This is a genomic window from Sphingomonas sp. CROZ-RG-20F-R02-07 (assembly GCF_022662335.1).
Taxonomy (GTDB): domain Bacteria; phylum Pseudomonadota; class Alphaproteobacteria; order Sphingomonadales; family Sphingomonadaceae; genus Sphingomonas.
The window spans coordinates 45,129-69,683 of record NZ_JAKNQJ010000014.1 but is presented as its reverse complement, the minus strand read 5'-3'; the positions used below and the strand labels follow the sequence as shown (position 1 = coordinate 69,683).

The following is a 24,555-nucleotide window of genomic DNA, read 5'->3' as shown; positions in this document are numbered from 1 at the left end:
GCGGCGCTGGCCGATCTGACCCTGACGGGCGCGACGCGCACGCAGGCGAGATTGAGCGACGCGATCACGGTCCAATCGGTCGGCGGCGGTGGCGGCGCGGGCGGGTTCGCCGTGGGTGGCGCCCTGTCGGGCGCCGGGACCGGTGCGGGGGCGGTCGGCGTGGGCATCGGCGGTGTCGGCGGCGGCGGCGGCGCGGCAGCGGACGCCATGGCGACGATCACCGGCGACACCGTCACAGCAGGCGACATCAGCCGCGGCATCCTGGTGCAGTCAGCGGGCGGCGGCGGCGGCGCTGGCGGGTTTGCGATCGGCGGCGCGCTGTCGGGTGCGGGCACCGGGGTGCTCGCGGTGGGCGTGGGTGTCGGCGGCGTCGGCGGCGGGGGTGGCCTCGCCACGGTGGCCGACCTGATACTGCGCGGCAATACGGTGACGCAGGGATTGCAGAGCGATGCGGTCGTCGTCCAGTCGGTCGGCGGTGGCGGCGGCGCGGGCGGGTTTGCGATCGGCGGCGCCTTGTCGGGCGCTGGAACCGGCGCTGGCGCGCTGGGCGTCGGTGTCGGCGGCTTCGGCGGCGGCGGCGGGGCAGCCGGCCTCGCCACGGCGGCGATCACCGGCGACACGGCCACCTTGAAGGACCAGAGTCGCGGTGTGTTGGTCCAGTCGGTCGGTGGCGGCGGCGGCAGCGGCGGCTTCTCGGTTGGTGGCGCCCTGTCGGGCGGGGGCACCGGCGGCGGTGCGGTCGGCGTTGGCGTCGGCGGCTTCGGCGGTGCGGGCGGCGGCGGCGCCGCGGCCCGGCTGACGCTCTCCGGCATCACGCAGACGTCGGGTGCGCAGAGCACCGCGATCACCGTCCAGTCGGTCGGCGGCGGTGGCGGCACGGGCGGCTTCACGGTCGGCGCGGGCCTGTCGGCCGCGGGCACCGGCGCGCTGGCGGTCGGTGTCGGCCTCGGCGGATTCGGCGGCAACGGTGGCGCGGCGAGCGACGTATTGGCCTCTGTCACCGGCGCGACGATGACGACGGGTGCGGGCAGCGGCGGCATCCTGGCGCAGTCGGTCGGCGGCGGCGGCGGGGATGGCGGCTTTGCCGTCGCCGGTGCGATCAGCGGCGCAGGGACCGGATCGGGCGCGGTCGGCATCGGTATCGGCGGCTTCGGCGGCGGCGGCGGCCTTGCGGGCCGCGTCGACCTCACGGTCCAAGGCGACACCGGCACCGCCGGACGCGATGCGACCGGCGTCACCGCGCAATCGATCGGCGGCGGCGGCGGCAACGGCGGCTTCGCGGTCGGCGGAGCGGCATCCTTCGCGGGCAGCGGCGCGCTCGCGGTGGGCTTCGGCATCGGGGGCTTCGGTGGTGACGGCGGCAAGGCGGGTGCGGTCAACCTGACGCTCGCCGGGAGCACCAATACCGGCGGCTTGCGCAGCACGGGCGTGCTGGCGCAGTCGGTCGGCGGCGGCGGCGGCAACGGTGGTTTCGCGATCGCGGGCAGCGTGGCAGGCGCGTCGAAGGGCGCAGGGGCGCTCAGCCTGGGCGTGGGCGGTTTCGGCGGGGGCGCAAGCGATGGCGGCGACGTCCTTGCCCGGATCACCGGCACGACGATCACCGCTGGAGAGCAGAGCAACGCGATCCTCGTGCAATCGCTGGGCGGCGGCGGCGGCAATGGCGGCTTCGCGATCGCGGGCAGCGTGTCGCTGGCGAACACCGGCGCTGGAGCGGGAGCGTTCGGCGTCGGCGGCTTCGGTGGCGGCGGCGGCAATGGGGGGGCGGTCGGGCTGGTCGCTAGCAGCGCCACCGGGCGCGACGCGCTGGTCGCGCGCTCGACCGGCGAGGCGTCCACCGCGGTTCTCGCCCAGTCGCTGGGCGGCGGCGGCGGCAATGGCGGATTCTCGGTGGCCGGTGCGGTTTCCCTGACGCAGGGAACCGGCCTGACGGCGGCAGTGGGCGTCGGTGGCTTCGGGGGCACCGGCGGCATGTCCGGCGCGGTATCGGCCGATGTCACGGGCCGCGTCGAGACGGTGTCGACCCAGTCGGCCGGCGTCGCGGCGCAGTCCATCGGCGGCGGCGGCGGCAATGGAGGCCTGACGGTCGCGGCAGGCCTGACCTATGCCACAAAGGCCGCGGGCACGCTCGCGATCGGCGTCGGTGGTTTCGGCGGCGGCGGCGGTATGGCTGGCGACGTCACGCTGCGGCGCGACGGCGACACGGTCACGCAGGGCTCCGGATCGGATGGCATCACGGCACAGTCGATCGGCGGCGGCGGCGGCAACGGCGGCCTCGCCGTCACCGGCAGCATCGCGGTCACGACGACCGGCAAGGCCGGATCGGTGGCCATCGGCGTCGGTGGATTCGGCGGCGACGGCGGTCGCGCAGGCGCGGTCGACGCGACGATGACGGGCGATATCGGCACCGGCATCGGCGTCGCCACCATGGCACGCGACACGGGCCAGCCCGGTTTCAATATTTCCCCCGGCATCGGCGGCAACGGCTTCGTTGCGCAGTCGATCGGTGGCGGCGGCGGCCAGGGCGGGATCAATATCGCCGGCTCGGTCGCAATCACCACCGGCGATGGCACGGCCGGTGCGGCGACACTGGGGATCGGTGGCTTCGGCGGCAGCGGCGGCGATGCCGGGACGGTGACGGCCCGAGTCGCGGGCGCGGACGGTGGTCAGGGCATGATCGTCGCCAACGGCCGGGATCATAGCGCACTGATTGCGCAGTCGATCGGCGGCGGCGGCGGCAATGGCGGCATCAACGTCTCCGGTGGGATCGCCGCGGACGGCAACCTGACACTCGGCTTCGGCGGCTTCGGCGGCGCGGGGGGCAAGGCGCAGACGGTGGACGTCACCGCGCGGTCTGACTTGTATGCGGCAGGCTCGGGCACCGCCGGGCTGGTCGCGCAGTCGATCGGCGGCGGCGGCGGCAATGGCGGCATCAACGTATCGGAAGGGATCACCTTCGAAAAGACCGCCAAGGCGCCGAACTTCGCGATGGGCGTCGGCGGCTTCGGTGGCGCCGGGAATACCGCGCGCAGCGTGGTCGTCGACCAGGCGGGCGTCATCGGCGTCGAGGGTGGCAGCACCGTCGGCATCCTGGCGCAGTCGATCGGCGGCGGTGGTGGCCGCGGCGGGCTGAACGCGACGCTGGCGGGCAGCCGGTCGGACGAGGCGACCGCCCCGACGATCGCGATCGGGGTCGGCGGCAATGGCGGCACCGGCGCGGATGCGGGCAGCGTTTCGGTGGCGAGCCGCGGCCGGATCGATGTCAACACCAACACTCCGGCAGCCAGCCTTGCGACGCCCGATCCGGACACGGCGGGCGCGCTTGCCGCACTGGGCCTGACCGCGGCACCGGTGGTGGCGACGGCTACGGCGGGTATCCTGGCGCAGTCGGTCGGCGGCGGCGGCGGTGTCGGCGGCTTCAACGGCGGCCTGGCGCTGAGCCCCAACGGCAGCGTCGCATCGATCGGTATCGGCGGCAGCGGTGGCGCGGCAGGCAATGCCGCATCGGTGTCGGTAACGCGTGGCTACAGCATCGGGGCGGGCGGCGTGCTCATCGCGGATGCGGCGGCGATCACGATGCGTGGCGACGATGCCTCTGGCCTTGTCGCGCAGTCGATCGGCGGCGGCGGCGGTCTGGCCGGTGCCAACCTGACGGTTGCCCTGTCGCAAACCGCGGCGGCCAAGCCCGGTGAGGACCGGACGCTGGCCGCGACGATCGCGGTAGGGGGCAGTGGCGGATCGGCGGGCGACGGCGATACCGTCGCCGTCAACCAGAACGGCACGATCGTCACCACCGGCGACCGATCCGACGCGATCCTGGCGCAATCGATCGGCGGCGGCGGGGGCAACGCGAATTATTCGATCGGCGCAGGACGCTTCAAGGACGCCAGTGCACTGGCGCTGGCCGTCGGCGGCGACCCTGCCGGCGGCGGTGTCGCCAGCTCGGTGACGGTCGATCAGGCCGGCGTCTTGCAGGTGAGCGGCGCCGACTCTGCAGGCATCCGTGCGCAATCGATCGGCGGCGGCGGCGGCAACACCAGCACCAGCATGGCGATCGCCAGCGGTGCGGCCAATGTCCTCAGCATCTCGATCGGTCGGAGCGGCGGGACCGGCGGCGCGGCCGGTGCGGTGAAGGTCGGCGCGAGCGGGTCGATCCAGACCGGCGGCAACAATGGCTATGGCATCCTCGCCCAATCGATCGGCGGCGGTGGGGGCGCCAGTTCGAGCACGACGATCGGCGTGCAGGCGACGGAAGGGTCCGGCGAGTCGAAAAAACAAAGCAACGCGTCCCTTTCGATCGGCATAGCTGGCGGGTCGGGTGCGGTCGCATCGACCGTCGACGTCACCAGCGCGGCGGCAATCAGCACGAGCGGCGCGAATGCGCGCGGCATCCTGGCGCAGTCGATCGGCGGCGGCGGCGGCATCGGCGGCAGCGCTTCGGGCTCGGCCAGCGACGCGACCACATCGATCAACGCCATTCTGGGCGGAGCCGGCGGCGTCGGCGCCCGATCGGCGGCCGTGTCGGTCGCAAACACCGGCGCGATCACGACGATCGGTAACGATGCCGAGGCGATCCTGGCGCAATCGGTCGGCGGCGGCGGCGGCGTCGGCGGGATGGTGTCGTTGGTCGGCATCAACAAGCTGACGGCCGGCAAGGATGCCGATCAGACCAGCGTCAACCTGGTGGTCGGGGGCACCGGTGGCGCGGGGGCCGAGGCGGATAAGGTCGCGGTCAGCAATGCCGCGCTGCTCACCACGTCGGGCGCCAACGCCTATGGTATCCGCGCGGAAAGCATCGGCGGTGGCGGCGGGTCCGGCGGCGCAGTGGTCAACGTTCGCTTGCAGGGGCCAAGCGAAAACAGCGCGATGGACGTCAACGTCGGCGGCAGCGGCGGGACCGGGGCGCGCGCGGCGACCGTGGATGTGCGCAACACCGGGGCTATCGCGACCACCGGCACCAACGCGATCGGCATCGTCGCCACCAGCATCGGCGGCGGCGGCGGATCGGCCGGCGTGGTGCTCGACCTTGCCGCCGGCCTCAGCGGCGGCAGCGCGAGCCGCGCGGTGAAGTTCAACATCGGCGGCGCGGGCGGGATCGGCGGCACGTCGTCGGACGTCAGCGTCGTCAACGCCGAGGGCGCCTCGATCGTTACCAGCGGCAGCGGTGCGCACGGCATCCTGGCGCAGTCGATCGGCGGCGGCGGCGGTCGCGGGTCGTCGGTCTTGTCCTTCACCGGCCAGGGTTCGACGAACGCGGACAGCACGATCGTCGGGCTCACCGTCGGCGGCCAGGGCGGCTCCGGCAACGCCGCGGGCAACGTCAGCGTCGTCAACGCCGGCACCATCGCCACCACCGGCAGCGACGCGCATGGCGTGTTCGCGCAGTCGGTCGGCGGTGGCGGCGGCAATGGCGGCGTCGCGTTCGTCGGCGGCTTCAGCAGCACCAGCACCGATCAGTTCAAGTCGAATCAGGTGATCGCGGTGGGCGGGATCGGCGGCGACGGCGGCCAGGCGGGCAACGTCACGGTCAGTAACACCGGCACGATCACCGCGACGGGCAAGGGATCGTACGGCGTCTTCGCTCAGTCGGTCGGCGGTGGCGGCGGCAACGCCAATGTCGCAATCAACGCCAGCACCAGTGCGGCCGGGCTGGCAGGCAACGGCATCAACGGCCTGCTCGGCGCGGTCGGCGGCGGCAAGGGCGGCAAGGCCGGCGTGGTGACGCTCGACCAGCGGGGTTCGATCGTCGTCTTGGGCGACAACAAGAGTGCGACCTTCGTCCAGGCGATCGGCGGCGGTGGCGGTACGTTGTCGCTCGATCTGTCGGGGATCACGGACCTGCCGGGTTTGCCGCAGAGTCTGACGGCGGCGTTGCGCTCGAAGTTCGACTCCAGCCTGGGAGCGGACGCGGCGCAGGACGATGCGGCGGCACCGATCACGGTCAACGTGGTCGGCAACCAGGCCGTGGCGGGCGCCGGCGGCAGCGGTTCGGGCGTGCAGTCGATCGGTGGCGGCGGCGGCACCGCCTATCTCAACCTGGCCTTCATGCCCAAGGCGAGCGACTCGTCGGCTCAGACCGCCAGCACCGCGTCGGCGGGGGCGCCGGTACTGCAATCGGCGGTATTGCGGGCGATGGCGACATCCACGCCGCAATTGGCATCCGACGTGACGATCCGACAGGGCGGTAACGGCGGCAGCAACAATGCGGGCGCCGCGGCGGTGATCGCGCTGACCGGGCAGGTGACGGCGATCGGCAGCGATACGCCGGGCCAGCTCGTCCAGTCGATCGGCGGTGGCGGCGGCCGGACCAGCGCGTTGCTCGACACGACGAAGGCGACGCCGGGAGCGATCGACATCGCTCTTGGCGGCACCGGCACCGCAAGCTCGCCGGGCGGCGTCGTCTCCGTGACGCAGCGCGGCTTGATCGCCACCCAAGGGCTGATCGCGCCGGGTGCGATCCTCCAGTCGATCGGCGGCGGCGGCGGCTCGGCCGGCGTACGGCTGGCGAGCGGCGCTTCGCTCGGTTCGATCGCCACGGTGGCGCTCGGCGGCAACGGTGGCAGCGGCGCCGACGGCGGGGCGATCGCCGGGACCTATGCCGGCGTGCAGACCAACGGCGATTATAGCGCCGGCCTGTTCGCCCAATCCATCGGTGGCGGTGGCGGCGACGTGCGCCTAGCCGATATCGGGACGGCGGCAACGTCGCTTGGCGGCGCGGCGGGCGTCAGTGGATCCGGGGGCAGCGTGACGATCACCAACGCCGGTCTGATCCGCACCACCGGCGTGCGTTCGCACGGGGTGTTGCTCCAGTCGATCGGTGGAGGCGGCGGTGCCGCATTGGGTGCCGGCTTCGCGGGGCTTGCGCTGCGCAGCGGCAACAGCGGCGATGGCGGCGCGGTCGCCTTCACCCAGACCGGCGACGTAGTCGTGACCGGTGACGGCGCCTATGGCGTGGTCGCCCAGTCGATCGGTGGCGGTGGCGGCTTCGTCGATGGGTTGTTCGCCGGCACCGCTGGTGGCCAGGGGCGCGGCGGCGCGGTGACGCTGAACCTCGGCGGCGACGTGTTCGCCACCGGCGCAGGATCGACCGCGGTGCTGGCGCAGAGCGTGGGCGCGAATGGAGCGGGCGACATCACCGTCGGCTCGACCGGAACGGTCCGTGGCGGCAGCGGCAGCGGTGTCGGCGTGGCTTTTGACGGTGGCGCAAACAACGTGCTGGCAATCGCCGGATCGGTGTCGGCGGTATCGAATCTGGCGATCACCGGCACCAGCGGCAACGATACGGTGAACAACGCCGGCCTGGTTTATGGCAACGTCCGTCTGGTCGGAACTGGCGGCGCCGTGGCGGGCGAGGTCAATCGCTTCAACAACGCCGTGGGCGCGACCTTCGTGCCCTTCGACACCGTCGCGCTGGGTGCCGCGGGCGTGCTCGACAACGCCGGGCGGTTAACGCCGGGCGACGTCGGTCGGCTCCAGACCGTCGCGCTGGGCGGCAGCCTCAATCAGTCGACGAGCGGCAGCTACGTCACCGATCTCGACTTCGCACCGGCACGCCAGGCGCAGTTCACCGATCGGGTGAATGCGACCGGGAGCGCGCGGCTGGCCGGCCGCGTGTCGACGGTCGTCGCAAACGTCCCCTCGATCCAGGCCGGCAACCGGACCAGCGTGCTGGTCGATGCCGCAGGCGGCATCACCAACGGGGGTCTGGCGCTCGACGTGCCGACCTCGGCCGTCGCGGCGTTCGGGCTGGAAACCGCGGGTCAGCAGTTGTTGCTGCGCGCCAATGTCGATTTCGCCGGTGTCGGCCGTCCGCTCAACCGCAATCGGACCGCGGTGGGCGATTACGTCAACCGCATCCAGGCGGCCGGGTCGAGCGACGTGCTGGCCCCGGTCGTCACGCAACTGTTCTACACGCGCGACACGGCGACGCTGGGTCGGATCTACGACAGCTTCGGCGGCGAGGTCTACGCGGACCAGATCGCCTCGGCCAGCTACAGTGGCGAGCGGTTCGCAGGGCGGCTGTCCGATTGCGCAAGCAGCGGCATCCTCGATGCGCGGGGCGGTTGCATGTGGCTCTCGGCCGGTGGGGACCGCTTCCGCCAGAGTACGACGTTCGACAATGCCGCTTATCGTGACATGGGCACGCATATTCAGGGCGGTATCGAACATGTGCTAGGTGGCGGCGGATTGCATTTCGGCGTCGGTGGGTCCTACGAAACCGTCGAGGCCGCGATCGAGGACGGCGGTGGCCGGGGCAAGGGCGACCGCTACCAGCTCGGCCTCTCGCTCGGCTATCGCGGCCAGGCGCTCGATGTCGCGGTGTACGGCACGCTCGGTCACGCCAGCGTTTCCACCACGCGACCGGTAGCCGCGCCGGCTGCGATCGCGGCGGCTCCCACGGTGGCCTCTGCACAGCAACGGTTCGATTTCGGTCAGCTCGGCGGCGACGTCGGCTACCGCTTCGATCTCGGCGCGGTGACGGTGCGCCCGGGTGTCGAGGGCGGTTACGCCTATTGGGATCAGCAGCGGATCGTCGAACAGGGTGCCGGTCCGCTGTCGCTTGCTGTCGGTGACGTCGGGGTCGAAGGTCTGGCCTTCGTCCGTCCCAGCCTCGATGTGTCGCATGCCTTCTCGGTATACGGCACGCCGATGCGGCTGGCGGTGCGGGGCGGCTACATGCACCGGTTCGACGATGTCGGCGTCAGCGCCGTCTTCGTCGGCGCGCCGACGAACGTGAGTCCGTTTGTCACGCGCGCGTTCCTCGACCGCGACACCGGGACGGTGGATGCCAACCTCACCGGTTCGCTCGGCCACGGCTTCTCGGCTCGGATCAGCTACGGCGGAGAGTTTGGAAAGCGGACGACGTATCACAGCCTGATGGGCAGCCTGATTGCTTCGTTCTGATGCCGCGGGCCGGTGTAATCGAGTCAAGGCAGGGGGTGTCTGTTAGAGCGGTGGTGGAGCCGAAAGCGGATGCCCCCGGCGGCCGAATTCGGCATGTGAATGGTCATCGCCGATCGGATCGCATCCGCGGGCGGGCCCGTCCTCTGCGCCAGATCTGCGGCGTTGATCTTCCGCCGCGTGACCGCTCGCGGCGCTGGCGCGACGCATGCCGGATTACCTGAGTGCGGTTTCCAAGTAAAAGGCGAAGCTCCGCAGCGACTATCATCCGTCGTTGCACATGGGCTGCGATCCCGAATTCTCTTCGCTTCAAGATAATCGGTGACGGTCTCGCCAGCTTGCGTCGCTCGACGGTCCGCGTCTTCCAGACGCCGTCGATCAACGCACCAGGCATCGCTTCTACGATGGCCTTGGGACCTGCTCGGACGACAACGCCCCGTCGATCTGCCCAATGGTCGCCGAGATTTCTCGGGTTGGCTGGGTCGACCCTGCTACGGTGTCTCACATCATATCTGATGGGGCAACCCTCAAGTCGTCCGACTACCCTGGCTTGTGTGTGAAGCCGCGGATCACCCGAGCCTGGACGAACGGCAACGCACTACGCTCGACTTCCGGAAGCGGCCGTACCGTTTTCCACCACGTGTAAGCGGAACATCCAGTCTTCTCTGGCCGATCAAGCCTCCGCCACCAGCCAATTCCGGCAACGGCGTATTCCCTTCACCCGCTCCACACTCCCCCAATTCCTGCCGTGACAGCCCGGCCGCCGCGCGTTAGCGGGGGGGATGGGGGCGGTTCGGCTTTTTCTTCGCGGTCATCGCTTTGGCGCTGCGCTGGTGGTGCTGATGGCGCTTGCGGTGCGGCTGGCGGTGCCTTTGGGCTTCATGCCGGTGGCGACCGCGTCGGGCGTGGCGATCATGCCGTGCCCGGCCGCCGGCGCGGTGCCGGTGGCAATGGCGGCCATGCATCACGGGCATGGTCGGGAATCGCCCGGCAAGACCGACACCGCCTGTCCGTTCGCGGGGCTGTCCTTGCCGTCGATCGCCGGCGCGGATGCGGCGTGGGTCGTGGCGGTGGTGGTGGCCGTGCTCGCGGCGGGGTTGCGTCCGCTGGCGCGCTGGCCGAGGCGTGACGCCATCCGCTGGCGACCGCCGTCGCAGGGGCCGCCGGCGCGGGCCTGAACCTCGCCCGCCCGCTTCCCCGCGCGACCCGCTTCGCGCCGATCCAAGGTTATTCCCATGATCCGCCTGTCTTCGCGGGCGTCCACGCTCGCACTCGTGGCGTGCGCGACGTCGGCCGCCGCCCATGCGCAAGAGGCCGCACCGAAGCCCGGCGATGTGCTGGTGATCGCCCGCCGGCAGGCGGAGGCTCCCGCGCCGACGCGTGCGAGCATCGATGCCGATATGATCGCCGAGACTGTCAACGCCACCAATGTCGAAGATACGCTTAAATACATGCCGAGCCTCGTCGTCCGCAAACGGCATATCGGCGATACGCAGGCGCCGCTTGCCACGCGCACCTCGGGGCTCGGCTCCAGCGCGCGCAGCCTCGTCTATGCCGACGGGGCGCTGCTGTCGGCGTTGATCGGCAACAACAACGGCACGGCGAGCCCGCGCTGGGGCCTGGTAAGCCCCGAGGAGATCGCGCGGATCGACGTGCTCTACGGCCCGTTCGCCGCGGCCTATCCCGGCAATGCGATCGGGGCGGTGGTCAACATCACCACGCGGCTGCCCGACCGGCTGGAGGGGACGCTCACCGCCGGCACGACGGTGCAGACCTATGACCAATATGGCACGCAAGCGACGCTGCCGAGCGGCCAGATCGGCGCGACGCTCGGCGATCGCTTTGGGCCGTTGTCGCTCTTTGCCAGCGCGGTGGAGACGACCAGCAACGGCCAGCCGCTCACCTATGTGACCGCCACGCGCCCGGCGGCGGCGGGGTCTGGGGGGGGCGCCACGACCGGCGGATATGACGCAGCCAACCGCACCGGCGCCGCGATCCGCGTGCTCGGCGCCTCTGGCATCGAGCATCAGCGGCAAGGCAATTTCAAGCTCAAGGCCGCGCTCGACGTGACCGCCAAGCTGCGGCTGACCTATGTGGGCGGCCTGTTCCTGAACGACACCGATGCGACGGCGGAGACATATCTGACGGGCGCCGCATCGGGGCTTCCCGTCTATGCCGGCAGTCTGACCATCGCGGGCTATCCCTACACGGTCGCAGCGAGCGCGTTTGCGGGCGGGGTGTATCGGTATGACGAGCGCCATTGGTCGCATGCCGTTTCGGCCCGGAGCACGGGGCAGGCATTCGACTGGGCGGTGATCGGCACGCTGTACGAATATGCGCATGACGTGCTGCGCAGCCCTGCCACCACCTTGCCCGGTGCGTCGGCGGGTGGCGCGGGAACGATCACGCGGATGGAGGGCACTGGCTGGTACACGATCGACACGAACGTGACGTGGCGGGTGGGCGGCGGCCATGTGCTGAGCGGCGGCGCGCATGACGATCGCTTCGTGGTGGAAAGCGACCGCTACCGGACAACCGACTGGCTGGGGGGCGGCGAGGGGCCGATCGACCTCGCCTCGCGCGGGCGGACGCAAACCCGGGCGCTATGGGCGCAGGATGCGTGGACGCTCGCACCGCCGCTGACGCTCACCCTGGGTGGGCGCTACGAATGGTGGCGTGCCTATGACGGCTATAATTTCGCGCTGACGCCAGCGCTCGCGGTGGTGCAGCCCGAACGTCGTGCGCGCGGCTTCTCGCCCAAGGCGGCGCTGGCCTATGCGATCGACCCGCACTGGAGCGTGCGCGCGTCGTTCGGCAAGGCCTATCGCTTTCCCACGGTCGGCGAGCTGTACCAGACGGTGTCGACGGGTGCGGTGCTGAGCGTACCCGATCCGAATTTGCGGCCCGAGCGCGCGCTGTCGGAGGAACTCGCCATCGAACGCGTCGATGCGCATGGCAGCGCACGGGTGTCGCTATTCGCCGAAACCGTGGCGGATGCGCTGATCTCGCAATCCGCGCCGCTGGTGGCGGGATCGGGCACGCTCTACGCCTATGTGCAGAATGTCGACCGAACGCGCGCGCGGGGCGTGGAGGTGGCGTTCGCGCGCACGAACTGGCCGCTGGCGGGCGTCGATCTGTCGGGTAGCGCGACCTATGCCGATGCGATCACGCGCGCGGACGCGGCGTTTCCGGCGGCGGTGGGGCATCTGCTTCCCTCCGTGCCGCGGTGGAAGGCGAGTGGGGTCGCGACGTGGCGCCCGGTCTCCGCGGTGTCGCTGACGGCGGCGGTGCGCTATGCCAGCCGCAATTACGGCACGCTCGACAACAGCGATGCGGTCGGGAACACCTATGGCGGCTTCTACCGCTATTGCGTGGTCGATCTACGCGCGGTGATCCGCGCCACGCCGCGATACAGCTTTGCGCTGGGCGTCGATAATGTCGGGAACGACCGGTATTTCCTGTTCCACCCGTTCCCGCAGCGAGCCGTATCGGCCCAGGTGACCGCGCGGTTGTAAGCGCCGCCGCCCAGATCGGGCGGCGGCGGCTTGGCTCAGTTGGTGGTGACGGTGGTGGTCGTCTTCTCGGTGGTGGCGACGCGTGGCTTGGCGTGGGTGACGCGGTGAACGACGCGGCGCACGGCCGGCTTGGTGGTGGTGGCGGTCGCCGCGGTGGATTTGGTCGTCTCCGTCGTCACCGTCGTGGTCGGCGCCGGCGGTGCGGCGACGACGACGGGGGGCGCCGCGCGCGCGGCGGCGGCATCGGCGGCGGCGGCCGCGGCGGCCTGCTCTGCCTGATCGGCGCGCGCGTTCGCGGCGGCGGCATCGGCCTGCGCGCTGACGGCAACGCTATTGGCCTGTGTGCGCTGGGCGCGTTCGGCCATGGTGCGGTTTCGCTGCGCTTCGTTCAGCGCCATGTCGGCGAGTTCGGAGGCATGGTTCGCCTGCGCGATGGCGTCTTCCTTGTGGCCGCTCGCGAGCGATTCCTGCGCGGTGCGCAGCGCGGCCTGCGCCTGGGCCTGGAGGCGCGGCGCGTCGCCGCCCGTGCCCACCTTGGCGGACGCGTCGAGCTTGCCCGACGCTTCGGCGATCGCGGCGCGGGCGCGATCCGCCTTCCCCTCGGCAAGCGCGGGTGCGGCGGTGATGGCGAGGAAACCCAGCGCGGATGCGAGAAGGGGTGCGGTCTTCATGTCATCGTCTCCTGATCGTTCTGGCAGGCCAACGATCACGTTGCGCCGGTGTTCCCCGCGACCGACGGGCGCTGGATCCTAGTCGCATATTGACTGCTGGGACAATGATTGCCAAAGCAACGAAATGCCTTTTTACGAATCCGATGGCTTCACCCCCGAGACATCGGTCGGTTACCTGACCAAACGCATCCAGCAACTGGCGGCCCAGCGGCTGGAGCCGGTGTTCGCAGCGGCGGGAACGACATACCTGCAATGGTCTGCGCTGGTCGCGATCTGGTGGGGGCGCGAGATGACCTGCGCCGAATTGGCGCGGGCCATCGCGCACGACAGCGGCGCGACCACCCGGCTGCTCGACGTCCTGGAGGAGAAAGGGTGGGTCGAGCGACGCCGTAGTCTCGAAGACCGGCGCGTCGTGAAGCTGGTGCTCACCCAGGCGGGTCAGGCGGTGGCGAAGGAGTGTCGCGCCACTGTCGCCGAATGCTGGAATGGATGGCTGATCGATTGGGAAAAGGAGGAGGCGGCGATGTTGCTGACGTTGCTCCAGCGCCTGCGTACCACGCTCGAAACGACGGAGGCTCCATGCGCCTGAAGATCCTCCTCGTCGCGCTGTTGCTCGGCGGCTGCGCGATCCCGGCTTCCAAGCCCGCGCTCGCACCGACGCCTGCTACCGCGCTCGGCTTGGTGGGGGCGGCCGCGCCCGCGATCGATGCCCAGTGGTGGCGTGTCTATGACGATCCGCAGCTCGATCGGGTGGTGGACGATGCCCTCGCGGGCAATCCCACGCTCGCGACCGCACTGGCCCGCGTGCGCCAGGCGAGCGCCACGCTCGCGTCGCGCCGGTCTGATAACGGCCCGAATGCGACGTTCGATGCGAGCCAGCAATATGCGCGGCTGTCGGGCAAATACGAGATCCCGCCGCCCTTTGCCGGCACGACCCGCTTCATCTCGCAGGACCAGTTCAATCTCGACTGGACGCTCGATCTGTTCGGCCGGCAGCGCGACGCGATCGAGGCCGCGCGCGACTCCACCCGGGCGGCGGTGCTCGACGTGACCGCGGCGCGGCTGGCGCTCGCCGGATCGGTGGTCCAGGCCTATGTCGAGCTGGCACGCGCCGAACGGCAGGCGGCGATCGCGCAGGCCACCATCGGGGCGCGGGCGAATTCGCTGCGGCTGGTCGACGTGCGCGTGCGCAACCGGCTGGCGAGCGGGCTGGAGACCGAGGCGGCGCGCACCTTGCTGGCACAGGCGCGGCTGGCGCTAGTGCAGGCGCAGGCGAGCCAAGCGCTGGCGAAGAACGCGCTGGCCGCACTCGCCGGACGCGGGGCGGATTATCCCGCCACCATCGCGGCGACCCGGATGCGGCTCGACGCGCCGATGGCGCTTCCCGCGACGTTGCCCGCGGATCTGCTCGCAAGGCGCGCCGACATCGCCGCCGCGCTGGCGCGGATCGATGCCGCCGCCAAGGGGCGCGAGGTGGCGCGCAAAGCCTTTTATCCCAACGTCAACCTGATGGCGCTGGCGGGTCTGCAGGCGATCGGCATCGGCAACGTGCTGACCGGCGATGCGGTGACCGCGGGCGGCGGCGCGGCGGTGCATCTGCCGATCTTCGACAATGGCCGGCTAAAGGCGCAATTGGCGGGCGCCACCGCCTTGGTCGATCTGGCCATCGCCGATTACAACGAGCGAGTCGTGCGCGCGGTGCGCGAGGCGGCGGATGCGAGCGCGCGGATCGGTGCGCTGGACGCCGAACGTCAGCGCTCGCGCGAGGTCGTGCGCGGCTTCTCCGCCACCGGCCGGCTGAACGCGATCCGCGTGTCGAGCGGTCTCGATTCCAAGCTCGACCTCGTCGACAACGACGTCCGCACGCTCGCTGCCCAACAGGACGATGCCGATCTCGCCGCTGATGCCGCCGACGCCCGCGTGGCGCTCGTGATGGCGCTGGGTGGCGGCTATGACAATCGACAGGAAACCCCGCGATGACCGATACCGAAACATCCGCCCCGCTGCCGCCGGCCGCCAAGCCGCGCGCGCGGCGCAACGGATTGCTGCTGCTGGGTGCCGTGGTGGTGATCGGCGCGATCGTCTGGGCGGTATTCCACCTGCTGCTCGCCACCCCCGAACAGGAGACGGACGACGCCTATGTCGCGGGCGACGTGGTGGCGATCACCGCGCGCGATGCGGGGCAGGTGACCGCGATCCACGCCGACAACACGCAGGCGGTGAAGGCGGGACAGCCGCTGCTCGACCTCGACGCCGCGACCGCCAATGTGAACCTGGCTGCGGCCGAGGCTGAGCTGGCGCGTGCGGTGCGATCGACCCGGTCCGACTTCTCGAAGCTCAACCAGACCGGCGCGGCCGTCGTGCAGGCGCGTGCCGAGCTGGCGCGCACACGCGACGATCTGGCCCGTCGCCGCGGTGCCGCCGCGCAGGGTGCGATCTCGGGCGAGGAACTGGCGCATGCCGAGGATGCGGTGAAGGTGGCGCGCGCCACGCTCGATCTCGCGCTCAGCCAGCAGGCGCAGTCGCAAACCGGCGTGCAGGGCACCACCGTTTCGACCAACCCTGCCGTGCTCGCCGCGATCGCCGCCTATCGCCGCTCCGCGATCACGCTCAGCCACATGCACATCGTCGCGCCGATCGACGGCGTGGTGGCGCAGCGCACCGTGCAGCTTGGCCAGCAGGTCGCGGCGGGAACGCCGCTGATGGCGGTCGTGCCGCTCGACCGGGTGTGGGTCGATGCCAATTTCCGCGAAACGCAGCTGAAGGATCTGCGCATCGGCCAACCGGCGACCGTGGTGGCCGATATGTATGGCAGCGGTATCGCCTATCATGGCCGGGTGATCGGGCTGGGCGCTGGCAGCGGCAACGCCTTCGCGCTGCTGCCGGCGCAGAATGCCAGCGGCAACTGGATCAAGATCGTCCAGCGCGTTCCGGTGCGAATCGGGCTCGACAAGGGCGAATTGCGCCGCAACCCGCTGCGCGTCGGCCTGTCGGTGAATGCGACCGTGGACACGACCGACGCCTCGGGCGCGCGGATCGGCGCGCCGGCGCAGGCTGCTTATAAGGGGCTCGCGAGCGACCAGACCGACCCCGCGGTCGAGGCGCGCATCCGCCAGATCATCGCGGCGAACCGGTGACGGAGCGATCGATGTCCGCCCCCAATCCTCCCGCGATGCCGGCGCCGCTGCAAGGCGCCTCGCTCGCGTTGATCGCGTTCGCGCTGGCGCTCGGCACCTTCATGCAGGTGCTCGACACCACGATCGCCAACGTGTCGTTGCCGACAATCGCGGGCAATCTCGGCGTCAGCAGCGACAATTCCACCTGGATCGTCACCGCCTTTGCGGTGGCGAACGGTGTTGCGGTGCCGCTCACGGGTTGGCTGATGGGGCGGTTCGGCGTGGTGCGCACCTTCTGCACCTCGGTGTTGTTGTTCACGATCGCGTCGTTCCTATGCGGGATCGCGTGGAATCTGCCTTCGCTGATCCTGTTCCGCGTGATCCAGGGCGGCGTGTCGGGGCCGATGATCCCAGGCAGCCAGGCGCTGCTGATCGCGATCTTTCCGCCGCATAAACGCTCCACCGCGCTCGGCATCTGGTCGATGACGACGCTGGTCGCGCCGATCATGGGGCCGATCCTCGGCGGCTATATCTCCGACAATTATCATTGGAGCTGGATCTTCCTCATCAACGTGCCGGTCGGGATCTTCTGCGCGTTCATATGCTGGCGCGGCCTGAAATCGCGCGAGACGCCGCTTCGCGTGCTGCCGATCGACCGGATGGGGCTGATCCTGCTCGTCATGTGGGTGTTCGCGCTGCAATGCGTGCTCGATCTCGGCAAGAACGACGACTGGTTCCAGTCGCAGCGCATCGTGATCTTCGCGGTCGTCGCCGCGATCGGCTTCGTCGCATGGCTGATCTGGGAACTGACCGATGCCAGCCCCGCGGTGAACCTGTCACTGTTCAAGAGCCGCAACTTCGCGATCGGCACCATCGCCTTCTGCCTCGGCTATGCGGTGTTCTTCGCCAACACGCTGCTGCTGCCGCTCTGGCTGCAGACGCAGATGGGCTATACCGCGACCTGGGCCGGGCTCGTCGCCGCACCCAGCGGGGCGGTGGCGGTGTTGCTTACACCCTTCGTCGCGCGGCTGTCGGGCAAGATCGATGCGCGGATCCTGGCGACGGTGGCGTTCGCCTCGTTCGCCTATTCCTATTATCTGCGCTCGGGCTACACCACCTATGCGAGCTTCTACGATCTGGCGCTGCCGATGATGGTGCAGGGGATCGCGATGAGCACCTTCTTCCTCGCGATGCTCACCATCTCGCTCGACCGCATTCCGGCGGAGCGTCTGCCATCGGCGACGGGCATCTCGAACTTCGCGCGGATCACCGCGGGCAGCTTCGCCGCGTCGCTCATCACCACGGCCTGGGACCGGCGCGAGACGCTGCACCAGAGCCGGCTGTCGGAAGCGGTGTCGACCGGTGCGCCGTTCCAGGCCGCGCGCGATCAGTTGATGCGGATGGGAATGACGGACGTGCAGGCCGCCGGCGCGATCACGCGGCAGATGGTGGGGCAGGCGTATCTGCTCGCCTCGACCGATCTGTTCCGCCTCTCGGCTTGGCTGTGCCTGGTGCTGGTGGCGATCGTCTGGTTCACCCGGCGCGCTTCGCCCCCACAAGGGCCCGTAGCGGCGGACTGATGCGGAGGTGGCACCGTCTCTCCACCCGTTTTCTACTGGGTGGAGAGAGGGCTGTCAGGCGTTGGCGGGGGCGGCGTCCACGGCGAACAAGGTCACGCCGCGATATTTCTCGGCGGCCGGATCGAAGATCGGCTCCGGATGGAACGGATTGCCGGCAAAGCCCAGCGCGCGCAGGCCATCGAGCTTGAACGTCCCGATCTTCTTCTCGCGTGGCGGCTGGCCGTCGCGTTCGAGCGTCACCGCATCGACATAGAGCTCGTCGTGGCGCGTGTAGAGGATGTGCGGGGCCAGCTTCACGACCATCCGGTTATAGGTCGCCTCGACGCACTTGCGCAGCGCGATGGCTTCGAGAAGGAGCGCACTGGGATTGGCGGGCGCTTGGGCGGACATGGGGATCTCCGGCATTTTGTGCGTTGCAGCATAGCGCATGGGGGGGCGTCAAGTTCCATCTTGGCTGGACAAGGTTACCGTCGGATTGCAGGCGTGCAATCGATGACCGCCGTCCAGAAACTTCGCGCTTCCACTGCCCCCGACCACGACATCGTCGATGCCGCTTTCGGCGGCTTCGATCTGGCCGACCGGCGCGATTACACCGCGTTCCTGATCGCCCATGCGCGCGCGCTGCCGGCGGTGGAAGCGGCGATGGCAGGGATCGCGGGCTTGCCTGCCACCCCCGCGCGTACTGCGCTGCTTGCCGACGATCTCGCCGCGCTGGGCGTGCCGATGCCGCCGCCGCTGCCGTTCGCGATCGGTCCGGCCGCTGCCTGGGGCGCGCTCTATGTCGCGGAAGGGTCGCGGCTGGGCGGGATCATGCTGGCCGGCCGGGTGGGGCAGGGGCTGCCGGCGGCCTATCTGTCCGCCCGGCATGGCACGGGCGCGTGGCGGGTGCTGCTTGCCGCGATCGATGCCGCGGTCCTGGGCGAGGACGCGATCGCCGCCGCCGTCGCGGGCGCACGCGCGACCTTCGCGCTCTATGCGGCGGCGGCCGGCGTCGCGCCCGATGACGGCCCGACGCGGCCCGGTCGTTAGCGGCTGGGTTCCTCGATCGGCACCGTCAGGATCACGCGCAGCCCCGGCGCGTTGTCGGCGAAATCGATCGTTCCGGACAGCCGCTCCACCATCGCGTTCATCATCCGGCTGCCGAAGCCTTGCCCCGTTCCGGTCTTGCCGCGCCCGTGATCGGCGACGATCAGGCGCATCCGGGTGCGATGCTGCTGCACCGCGATCGTCAGGGGGCCGCTCGCGCCGTCATAGGCATATTTGGTCGCGTTGATGACCAGTTCGGTCAGGATCAGCCCGATATTCACCGCGCGATCGGTCGGCATCAGCACGGGCGCGAGGTCGAGGCGGATGTTCCCGGCCCATTCGGCGCCGAGCGATCCCTTCATGTCGCCCACCAGCTCGTCCACGTACCGCGAGAGATCGACCGTCTGGACCTCGTCGTCGCGGTAGAGTCGGCGATGGACCAGCGCCACGGCCGAGAGCCGCGCCTGTGCTTCGGCCAAGTGATCCGCCGCCTCGCCCGGCCCCGCCGCCTTGGATTGCAGGCGCAGGAACGCGGAGACGAGCTGAAGGCTGTTCTGGACGCGGTGGTTGACCTCCTTCATCAGGATGTCCTTCTGCGCGATCAGCGCGTCCTTTTCGGCCAGCGCACGCTGCAGATCGCGGTTGAGCGCAAGCAGGCGGCGGTTGCGATAGGCGTCGGCGAAGGCGCGGCGCAGGCGTTGGGCAGCGGCCACCTCTTCCAGCGTCCAGCGCTGCGATCGGCCGCGCACGGTCTGCGTCCAGCTGTCGAAGGAGGCGCGGGGCGACAGCGTCTCGCCGGGCGTCAGGGTGACCGCCTTGTGCGGGTTTCCGGCCCATTCCACCTCTTCGACTAGCTCGGCACGAAACCACAGCAGGGTCGCACCGCCCTCGGGCAGCGGCATCGCCAGCAGCCCGCTCGCCTGCGCGCGCCATTCGGTCATGGCGGGCATCAGTGCGGACAGCTCGTGCGTGGCGAGCGGCTCGCCGGTGCCGCGGGCGCGCAGCCAGCAAGCGATGTCGTCCACCACGTCCGTATCGGGGCAACTGCCATAACGGTCGATGGTGCCGCCTTGCACGAACGCGACTCCGTCAGCGGTGAACATCCGGCACAGATCGTCGCTCATGCCCTGCACGATGTCGCGCAGCGGCAGATCGACCGCGAGCCGCGCCGTCAGCAGCGTTTCGTCGGCATGGAGGCGCAGCCGCTCGCGATAGGTTTCGGCCTCTTCCTTCGCGCGGATCTGGCGTGCGAGCCCGCCCGCCAGCGTCGCGGCGGTGGTCCGCATATCGGGCGGCAGCATCCGCGGGCTATGATGGTGGCAGGCGATCAGCCCCCACAACAGCCCGTCCTTCACGATCGAGATCGACGCGGAGGCCTTCACCCCCATGTTACGCAGATACTGGATATGGATCGGCGAGACGCTGCGCAGCGCCGCGTCACCCAGATCGAGATCGGCGAAACCCTCCGGACGGATCGGTGCGGGCGTATAGTCGATATCGGGAATGGCGCGCGTCCGGTTGCGCACATACAGCGCGCGCGCCTGCGCCGGAATGTCGGTCGCCGGGAAATGATGGTGGAGAAAGCCGTGCAGATGCGGTGCACGATCCTCGGCCAGGACGCGTCCGGCCTCGTCGTCGAGGAACCGGTACACCATGACGCGATCGAAGCCGGTCAGGCCGCGAAACGCGATGGCGGCGCGTTCGCACAGCGTCTGCAGATCGCCCGCGCGTTCGAACCCGGCGGCGGCGGCATCCAGCCAGCCGAGCACCGTGGCGGCGCTTGCCGGCTCGCCGATAACGGGCTCCAGCTCGATGAGCCACCGGTCTCCCGCGCGGTGGATCGTCACCGCGAAACGCTCGGTCGTGCCTTCGACGATGGCGTGGCCGGTGATTCGGTCGCCTTCCGCCGCGGCGATGGTCGCCATTACGGCCGGACCGACCAGCGCGTCGAGCGGCCGGCCCAGCCATTCCCCGGCGAGCCGCGCTTCTATGGCGCCGGCACCGGCAACGACCGCCAAGGTGGCGGCGTCCACGACGAGCAGAAGCCCGTGCGGCTGGATCGAGCCCGGAATGTGGATGGGTTCGCGGTCGCACGCGGTGATGTCGACGGCCGAGGCAGAGAGGTGCATATGGGTCCGTCGTTGGTCGGTTGATCCTGCCATTGCACGCGATCCGCGGCAGATCAACAGGTTGCGGTAACGGAACTCAAGCGCCGCCCTAGGGTTGGATGGAGGTCGCCAAAGGAGCCCCGGATGTCCAACCAGCCCGTTAACCACTCGACGCCCGTTCTTTATTCGAACGACGTCGAAACCATTCCTTCCGACGAGGCGGAGACGATCCGGCAACTGGAGGAACAGTTTCGATCGATCTTGGAGACCACCTCGCAGGATTACGATCACGCGGTGCGTGCCGTGCACGCGAAGGCCCACGGCATCGCACGTGGCACGCTGACCATCGCGGAGGGGCTGCCCGCGGCACTCGCGCAAGGCATGTTCGCGAAACCCGGCAGCCACGAGGCCATCCTGCGCATCTCGACCAATCCCGGCGACATTCTCGATGACAGTATCGCGTTGCCGCGCGGTCTCGCACTCAAGATCCTCGACGTTCAGGGCGAGCGCCTGCCGGGATCGGAGGGCGACACGACGCAGGATTTCATCATGGTCAACGGTCCCGTTTTCGCCGCGCCCGAACCCAAAGCCTTTCTCAAGAACCTGACGCTGCTGTCCAAGACGACGGATCGGGCCGAGGGTGCGAAAAAGGCGCTCTCGGGCGTGCTGCGCGCGTTCGATGCGGTGTTGAGCAGCGTCGGCGTGGAATCGGCGACGATCCGGCAATTGGGTGGTGCCCCGCAGGTCCACCCGCTCGGCCAGACCTATTATTCGCAGACGCCGTTCCGCTATGGTAACAACATCGCCAAATTCGCGCTCTTCCCGGTGTCCGAAGGGCTGACCAGCCTCACCGACACCACCATCGACGCGAGCGGCAAGCCCGATGCGATCCGCGAGGCGGTGCGCGAGGATCTGATCGAGCAGGGCGGCACCTGGGAGTTGCGCGTGCAGCTTGCCACCGATCTCGACGCCATGCCGATCGAGGATGCTTCCAAGGAATGGGACCAGAAGGCGAGCCCCTTCGTGACCGTCGCGACTTTGGTGGTGGAGCCGCAATTGTCGTGGGAGCATGGCGTCACCGAACATACCGACGACGCGCTTTCGTACAGCGTGTGGCATGGCATCGCCGAGCATCGGCCGCTCGGCGGCGTCAACCGCGTTCGCAAGGATACCTACAAGTTCTCCGCGAACTTCCGCGGGTCGTTCAACGGCTGCCCGATGCACGAGCCGGGCCGGTTGGCCGAACTCGCGTGATTCGACTGTTCCACGTCAGCGACGTTCATTTCGGCGCGGAGGATCCTGCCGCGATCGCCTGGTTCGACGGGCTGGTCGCGGCGGAGCGTCCCGATGCGGTCATCATGACCGGTGACCTGACGATGCGCGCGACCAAGCGCGAGTTCGAGGCGGGGGGGGCGTGGCTGCGCGGGCTGGGCGTGCCGGTCACGCTCGAGATCGGCAATCACGACATCCCCTATTATTGGGATCCGTTCCGCCGGCTTTTCTCTCCCTATCAGCGTTACCACGCCGTGGAGCGGATGATCGAGCGGCCGCTCGAATTGCCGGGCGTGACGATCGTGCCGCTCACGACCATCGTGCGCGCGCAGTGGCGGTGGAACTGGTCGAAGGGCCGCGTGAGCCCGGGCGCGCTGCGCCGCACGCTGGCGTTGATCGCGGCGGCGCCGAGCGGCAACCTGATCCTCGTCGCCGCGCATCACCCCCTGATCGAGGGGCCGACCAAGGGCTCCGCGCGCACCCGGCATGGCGACGCCGCGTTGATCGCGCTGGCCGAAGCCGGCGCCGATGCGGTCCTGTCGGGCCACGTCCATGATCCCTTCGACGTTCCCGTCGAGCGCGCCGGTCGCACGCTGCGCATGATCGGCGCAGGCACGCTGTCCAAACGCGTCCGCCACTCGCCCCCGGCGTTCAACGAACTCCGCATCGAGGCCGGCCGGCTGGAAACGATCGCCCGGGCGATGGAGGCGGCGGACCAACGGATGGGTTGATCCGTCAGGGCTTGCGATCCCAGCCGCGCCAATTCGGCCCGTAGCGAAATCCGACGAACGCCGCCGATCCGACGAGCGCCGCGAACAGGCCGACGAACAGCGCGTCCCAGATCATGATCGGCATGACGACTGCCAAGGGTGATCCGATCGCGAGCCGATGATCGAGCAGGTGCAGAAGCTGGCATGGGACGAAGACGGTAACGGCAAGCAAGGTCATCATGACGGCCTTCGGCCATCCCGCCGTGAAGCTCCAGCGAAGGGTAATGCGCTCGTCGTCGAGCAGCGCACCCATGAGGTAGAGCGTCAGCGCGGTGGAGATCAGGAAGTCAATGATGCTTGCCGCCACCGCGATCGGGCCGCCTTGGCGAGCGAGTCCGTGGTCGGCCGCGGCGATCGCGAACGAAGCGAGTATCCCGAGCGCCAGCCGCCCACCGGCACGACCACTGATCCGCGGTATGCGCGCCATCACGCCATCCACCGCCCAGAAACGCGCCACCAGCAGCGTCGTAAGCAGGAAGCCAGCGACCTTTGCATAGCCGAACGCCCACCGTGTCGGATCCATCGCCAATCCGCGAAAGGCGGCCAACGACGCGAACATGCCGAGATGAATCTCCGCGGCATGCTGCACAAGCTCGGTGACGATCGCCGGGAAGACGAGCATGGGCGCAAAAACCAGCGCTCGGCCGCCAAGTCGATAGGCGAGGGCGATGCGTCTTGCGCTTCCTCCCGCCGCGCTGCGGATGATGGTCATCATGGCTCGTCCCCCGCTTCGGCCTCGACGGCCAGAATGTCGCCCGGCTGGCAGTCGAGCGCCAGGCAGATCGCTTCCAGTGTCGAGAAGCGGATCGCCTTTGCCTTGCCCGTTTTCAGGATCGACAGGTTCGCCAGGGTGATGTCCACTGCCTCGCTGAGCTCGGTCAGTGTCATGCGCCGATCATAAAGCCGTGCATCGAGATGGATGCGCACCGGCATCAGATGGTGCCCTCCAGATCGGCGCGCAGGGCGGCGCCCTGCGCAAATACCTGCGCAAGCACGAACGCAACGAGCACGCCGAGCCAGCCAGTCAATGACGGCGTCCAGTCGAGCACGCGCATATGCTCCGATTTCGCCCACCAAATCGTCAGACCCAGCATTGCATCGACTATCTGGAGTGCGAGAAGCGCCCAGCCGATGATTCGCAGCCTGCCGGCATTGGCCGCCGCGAACGGCTCGCCTCGACGCAGCGTTCCGATCACATCGGCAAGCGCGCGGAACAGCCGCTCGGCGATAAATGCGAGCGGTGCAGAGCTGATCATCAGAACGCGGATGTAGAGCAGCGCGGCGTGACCGGTGGGGCCATATTGCCCCCGCAGATGCTCCAGCAGCGGAGTCGCCCACACGAACGTAGCCGTGAGAGCGAGGATCGCGATGCCTAGAACCGCGATGTTGGCGACACGCAAGATGCCGATGATGGTGCCGAACATTGCTATCAGCCGCGACCGTTTCCGCATGCCTGCCTCCTGTCGCTTCAGAATGGCAGTTTATCGATAAACGGCAAGAGGATTATTGATTAGCAATATGAACATACCAGGCGATTGGTTTTCCGAGTAGCGGAACTGCAAACAAAAAGCCGCCGCCCGGCATCCCGGGCGGCGGCTT

At 69.5% G+C, this 24,555-nt stretch carries 16 protein-coding genes; 10 read left to right on the top strand and 6 right to left on the bottom strand.

What is annotated here, in order from left to right:
* Positions 1–51 precede the first annotated feature (51 nt).
* The 3 genes from L8H00_RS16095 to L8H00_RS16085 all read left to right on the top strand — a co-directional run bounded on the left by L8H00_RS16095 (position 52) and on the right by L8H00_RS16085 (position 12,413).
* Positions 52–8,901 carry an autotransporter outer membrane beta-barrel domain-containing protein gene (locus tag L8H00_RS16095; protein ID WP_242098322.1) on the top strand — a complete coding sequence of 2,950 codons (8,850 nt, stop codon included), beginning with the start codon at positions 52–54 and terminating at the stop codon, positions 8,899–8,901.
* Positions 8,902–9,731: 830 nt separating this feature from the next.
* On the top strand, positions 9,732–10,076 hold the full coding sequence (locus L8H00_RS16090) for a hypothetical protein (protein WP_242098321.1): 345 nt from the start codon (positions 9,732–9,734) through the stop codon (positions 10,074–10,076).
* Between the two features lie 57 nt (positions 10,077–10,133).
* On the top strand, positions 10,134–12,413 hold the full coding sequence (locus L8H00_RS16085; protein WP_242098320.1) for a TonB-dependent receptor: 2,280 nt from the start codon (positions 10,134–10,136) through the stop codon (positions 12,411–12,413).
* A gap of 35 nt (positions 12,414–12,448) precedes the next feature.
* Here L8H00_RS16085 and L8H00_RS16080 read toward each other — a convergent pair whose 3' ends face one another.
* On the bottom strand, positions 12,449–13,084 hold the full coding sequence (locus L8H00_RS16080) for a hypothetical protein (protein WP_242098319.1): 636 nt from the start codon (positions 13,082–13,084) through the stop codon (positions 12,449–12,451).
* Positions 13,085–13,208: 124 nt separating this feature from the next.
* On the opposite strand from L8H00_RS16080, the gene L8H00_RS16075 reads away from it, so the two are divergent.
* From L8H00_RS16075 to L8H00_RS16060, 4 genes are read left to right on the top strand one after another with little or no spacing between them, the layout of a single operon-like run.
* A complete protein-coding gene (locus L8H00_RS16075; RefSeq protein ID WP_242098318.1) occupies positions 13,209–13,673 on the top strand; it encodes a MarR family transcriptional regulator in 465 nt (154 codons plus the stop codon).
* Entirely contained in the window at positions 13,664–15,064 is a 1,401-nt protein-coding gene (locus L8H00_RS16070; protein WP_242098317.1) for an efflux transporter outer membrane subunit, read from the top strand. The genes L8H00_RS16075 and L8H00_RS16070 overlap by 10 nt, the downstream gene beginning before the upstream one ends.
* On the top strand, positions 15,061–16,221 hold the full coding sequence (locus L8H00_RS16065; RefSeq protein WP_242098316.1) for an efflux RND transporter periplasmic adaptor subunit: 1,161 nt from the start codon (positions 15,061–15,063) through the stop codon (positions 16,219–16,221). Before L8H00_RS16070 ends, L8H00_RS16065 begins: the two co-directional genes overlap by 4 nt.
* 11 nt (positions 16,222–16,232) lie before the next feature.
* On the top strand, positions 16,233–17,780 hold the full coding sequence (locus L8H00_RS16060; protein ID WP_242098315.1) for a DHA2 family efflux MFS transporter permease subunit: 1,548 nt from the start codon (positions 16,233–16,235) through the stop codon (positions 17,778–17,780).
* Between the two features lie 54 nt (positions 17,781–17,834).
* Here the strand turns inward: L8H00_RS16060 and L8H00_RS16055 are convergent, their stop codons facing one another.
* Positions 17,835–18,170: a WYL domain-containing protein gene (locus tag L8H00_RS16055; protein ID WP_242098314.1), complete on the bottom strand. Its 336-nt coding sequence runs from the start codon at positions 18,168–18,170 to the stop codon at positions 17,835–17,837.
* A 102-nt stretch (positions 18,171–18,272) separates the two neighbouring features.
* Here L8H00_RS16055 and L8H00_RS16050 point away from each other — a divergent pair, with 102 nt between their 5' ends.
* Positions 18,273–18,809 carry a biliverdin-producing heme oxygenase gene (locus tag L8H00_RS16050; RefSeq protein WP_242098313.1) on the top strand — a complete coding sequence of 179 codons (537 nt, stop codon included), beginning with the start codon at positions 18,273–18,275 and terminating at the stop codon, positions 18,807–18,809.
* Here L8H00_RS16050 and L8H00_RS16045 read toward each other — a convergent pair.
* Complete coding sequence (locus tag L8H00_RS16045) at positions 18,806–20,935, bottom strand: histidine kinase dimerization/phosphoacceptor domain -containing protein (protein WP_242098312.1); 2,130 nt, start codon at positions 20,933–20,935, stop codon at positions 18,806–18,808. The genes L8H00_RS16050 and L8H00_RS16045 overlap by 4 nt on opposite strands.
* 123 nt (positions 20,936–21,058) lie before the next feature.
* Between L8H00_RS16045 and L8H00_RS16040 the strand changes: the two genes are divergently transcribed.
* Positions 21,059–22,168: a catalase family protein gene (locus L8H00_RS16040; RefSeq protein ID WP_242098311.1), complete on the top strand. Its 1,110-nt coding sequence runs from the start codon at positions 21,059–21,061 to the stop codon at positions 22,166–22,168.
* Entirely contained in the window at positions 22,165–22,917 is a 753-nt protein-coding gene (locus tag L8H00_RS16035; protein WP_242098310.1) for a metallophosphoesterase, read from the top strand. The genes L8H00_RS16040 and L8H00_RS16035 overlap by 4 nt, the downstream gene beginning before the upstream one ends.
* Positions 22,918–22,921: 4 nt before the next feature.
* Here L8H00_RS16035 and L8H00_RS16030 read toward each other — a convergent pair whose 3' ends face one another.
* From L8H00_RS16030 to L8H00_RS16020, 3 genes are read right to left on the bottom strand one after another with little or no spacing between them, the layout of a single operon-like run.
* Complete coding sequence (locus L8H00_RS16030; RefSeq protein WP_242098309.1) at positions 22,922–23,668, bottom strand: hypothetical protein; 747 nt, start codon at positions 23,666–23,668, stop codon at positions 22,922–22,924.
* Entirely contained in the window at positions 23,668–23,889 is a 222-nt protein-coding gene (locus L8H00_RS16025) for a helix-turn-helix transcriptional regulator (RefSeq protein WP_242098308.1), read from the bottom strand. Before L8H00_RS16025 ends, L8H00_RS16030 begins: the two co-directional genes overlap by 1 nt.
* On the bottom strand, positions 23,889–24,407 hold the full coding sequence (locus tag L8H00_RS16020) for a DUF2975 domain-containing protein (RefSeq protein WP_242098307.1): 519 nt from the start codon (positions 24,405–24,407) through the stop codon (positions 23,889–23,891). Before L8H00_RS16020 ends, L8H00_RS16025 begins: the two co-directional genes overlap by 1 nt.
* Positions 24,408–24,555 lie beyond the last annotated feature (148 nt).

What these genes read in the sequence shown, in the direction of transcription:
- L8H00_RS16055 (WP_242098314.1), bottom strand. Translation starts at nt 18,170, where the DNA reads ATGTCCGCCCAAGCGCCCGCCAATCCCAGTGCGCTCCTTCTCGAAGCC.
- L8H00_RS16020 (WP_242098307.1), bottom strand. Translation starts at nt 24,407, where the DNA reads ATGCGGAAACGGTCGCGGCTGATAGCAATGTTCGGCACCATCATCGGC.
- L8H00_RS16025 (WP_242098308.1), bottom strand. Translation starts at nt 23,889, where the DNA reads ATGCCGGTGCGCATCCATCTCGATGCACGGCTTTATGATCGGCGCATG.
- L8H00_RS16070 (WP_242098317.1), top strand. Translation starts at nt 13,664, where the DNA reads ATGCGCCTGAAGATCCTCCTCGTCGCGCTGTTGCTCGGCGGCTGCGCG.
- L8H00_RS16085 (WP_242098320.1), top strand. Translation starts at nt 10,134, where the DNA reads ATGATCCGCCTGTCTTCGCGGGCGTCCACGCTCGCACTCGTGGCGTGC.
- L8H00_RS16030 (WP_242098309.1), bottom strand. Translation starts at nt 23,668, where the DNA reads ATGACCATCATCCGCAGCGCGGCGGGAGGAAGCGCAAGACGCATCGCC.
- L8H00_RS16045 (WP_242098312.1), bottom strand. Translation starts at nt 20,935, where the DNA reads ATGCACCTCTCTGCCTCGGCCGTCGACATCACCGCGTGCGACCGCGAA.
- L8H00_RS16040 (WP_242098311.1), top strand. Translation starts at nt 21,059, where the DNA reads ATGTCCAACCAGCCCGTTAACCACTCGACGCCCGTTCTTTATTCGAAC.
- L8H00_RS16060 (WP_242098315.1), top strand. Translation starts at nt 16,233, where the DNA reads ATGTCCGCCCCCAATCCTCCCGCGATGCCGGCGCCGCTGCAAGGCGCC.
- L8H00_RS16065 (WP_242098316.1), top strand. Translation starts at nt 15,061, where the DNA reads ATGACCGATACCGAAACATCCGCCCCGCTGCCGCCGGCCGCCAAGCCG.
- L8H00_RS16050 (WP_242098313.1), top strand. Translation starts at nt 18,273, where the DNA reads ATGACCGCCGTCCAGAAACTTCGCGCTTCCACTGCCCCCGACCACGAC.
- L8H00_RS16075 (WP_242098318.1), top strand. Translation starts at nt 13,209, where the DNA reads ATGCCTTTTTACGAATCCGATGGCTTCACCCCCGAGACATCGGTCGGT.
- L8H00_RS16080 (WP_242098319.1), bottom strand. Translation starts at nt 13,084, where the DNA reads ATGAAGACCGCACCCCTTCTCGCATCCGCGCTGGGTTTCCTCGCCATC.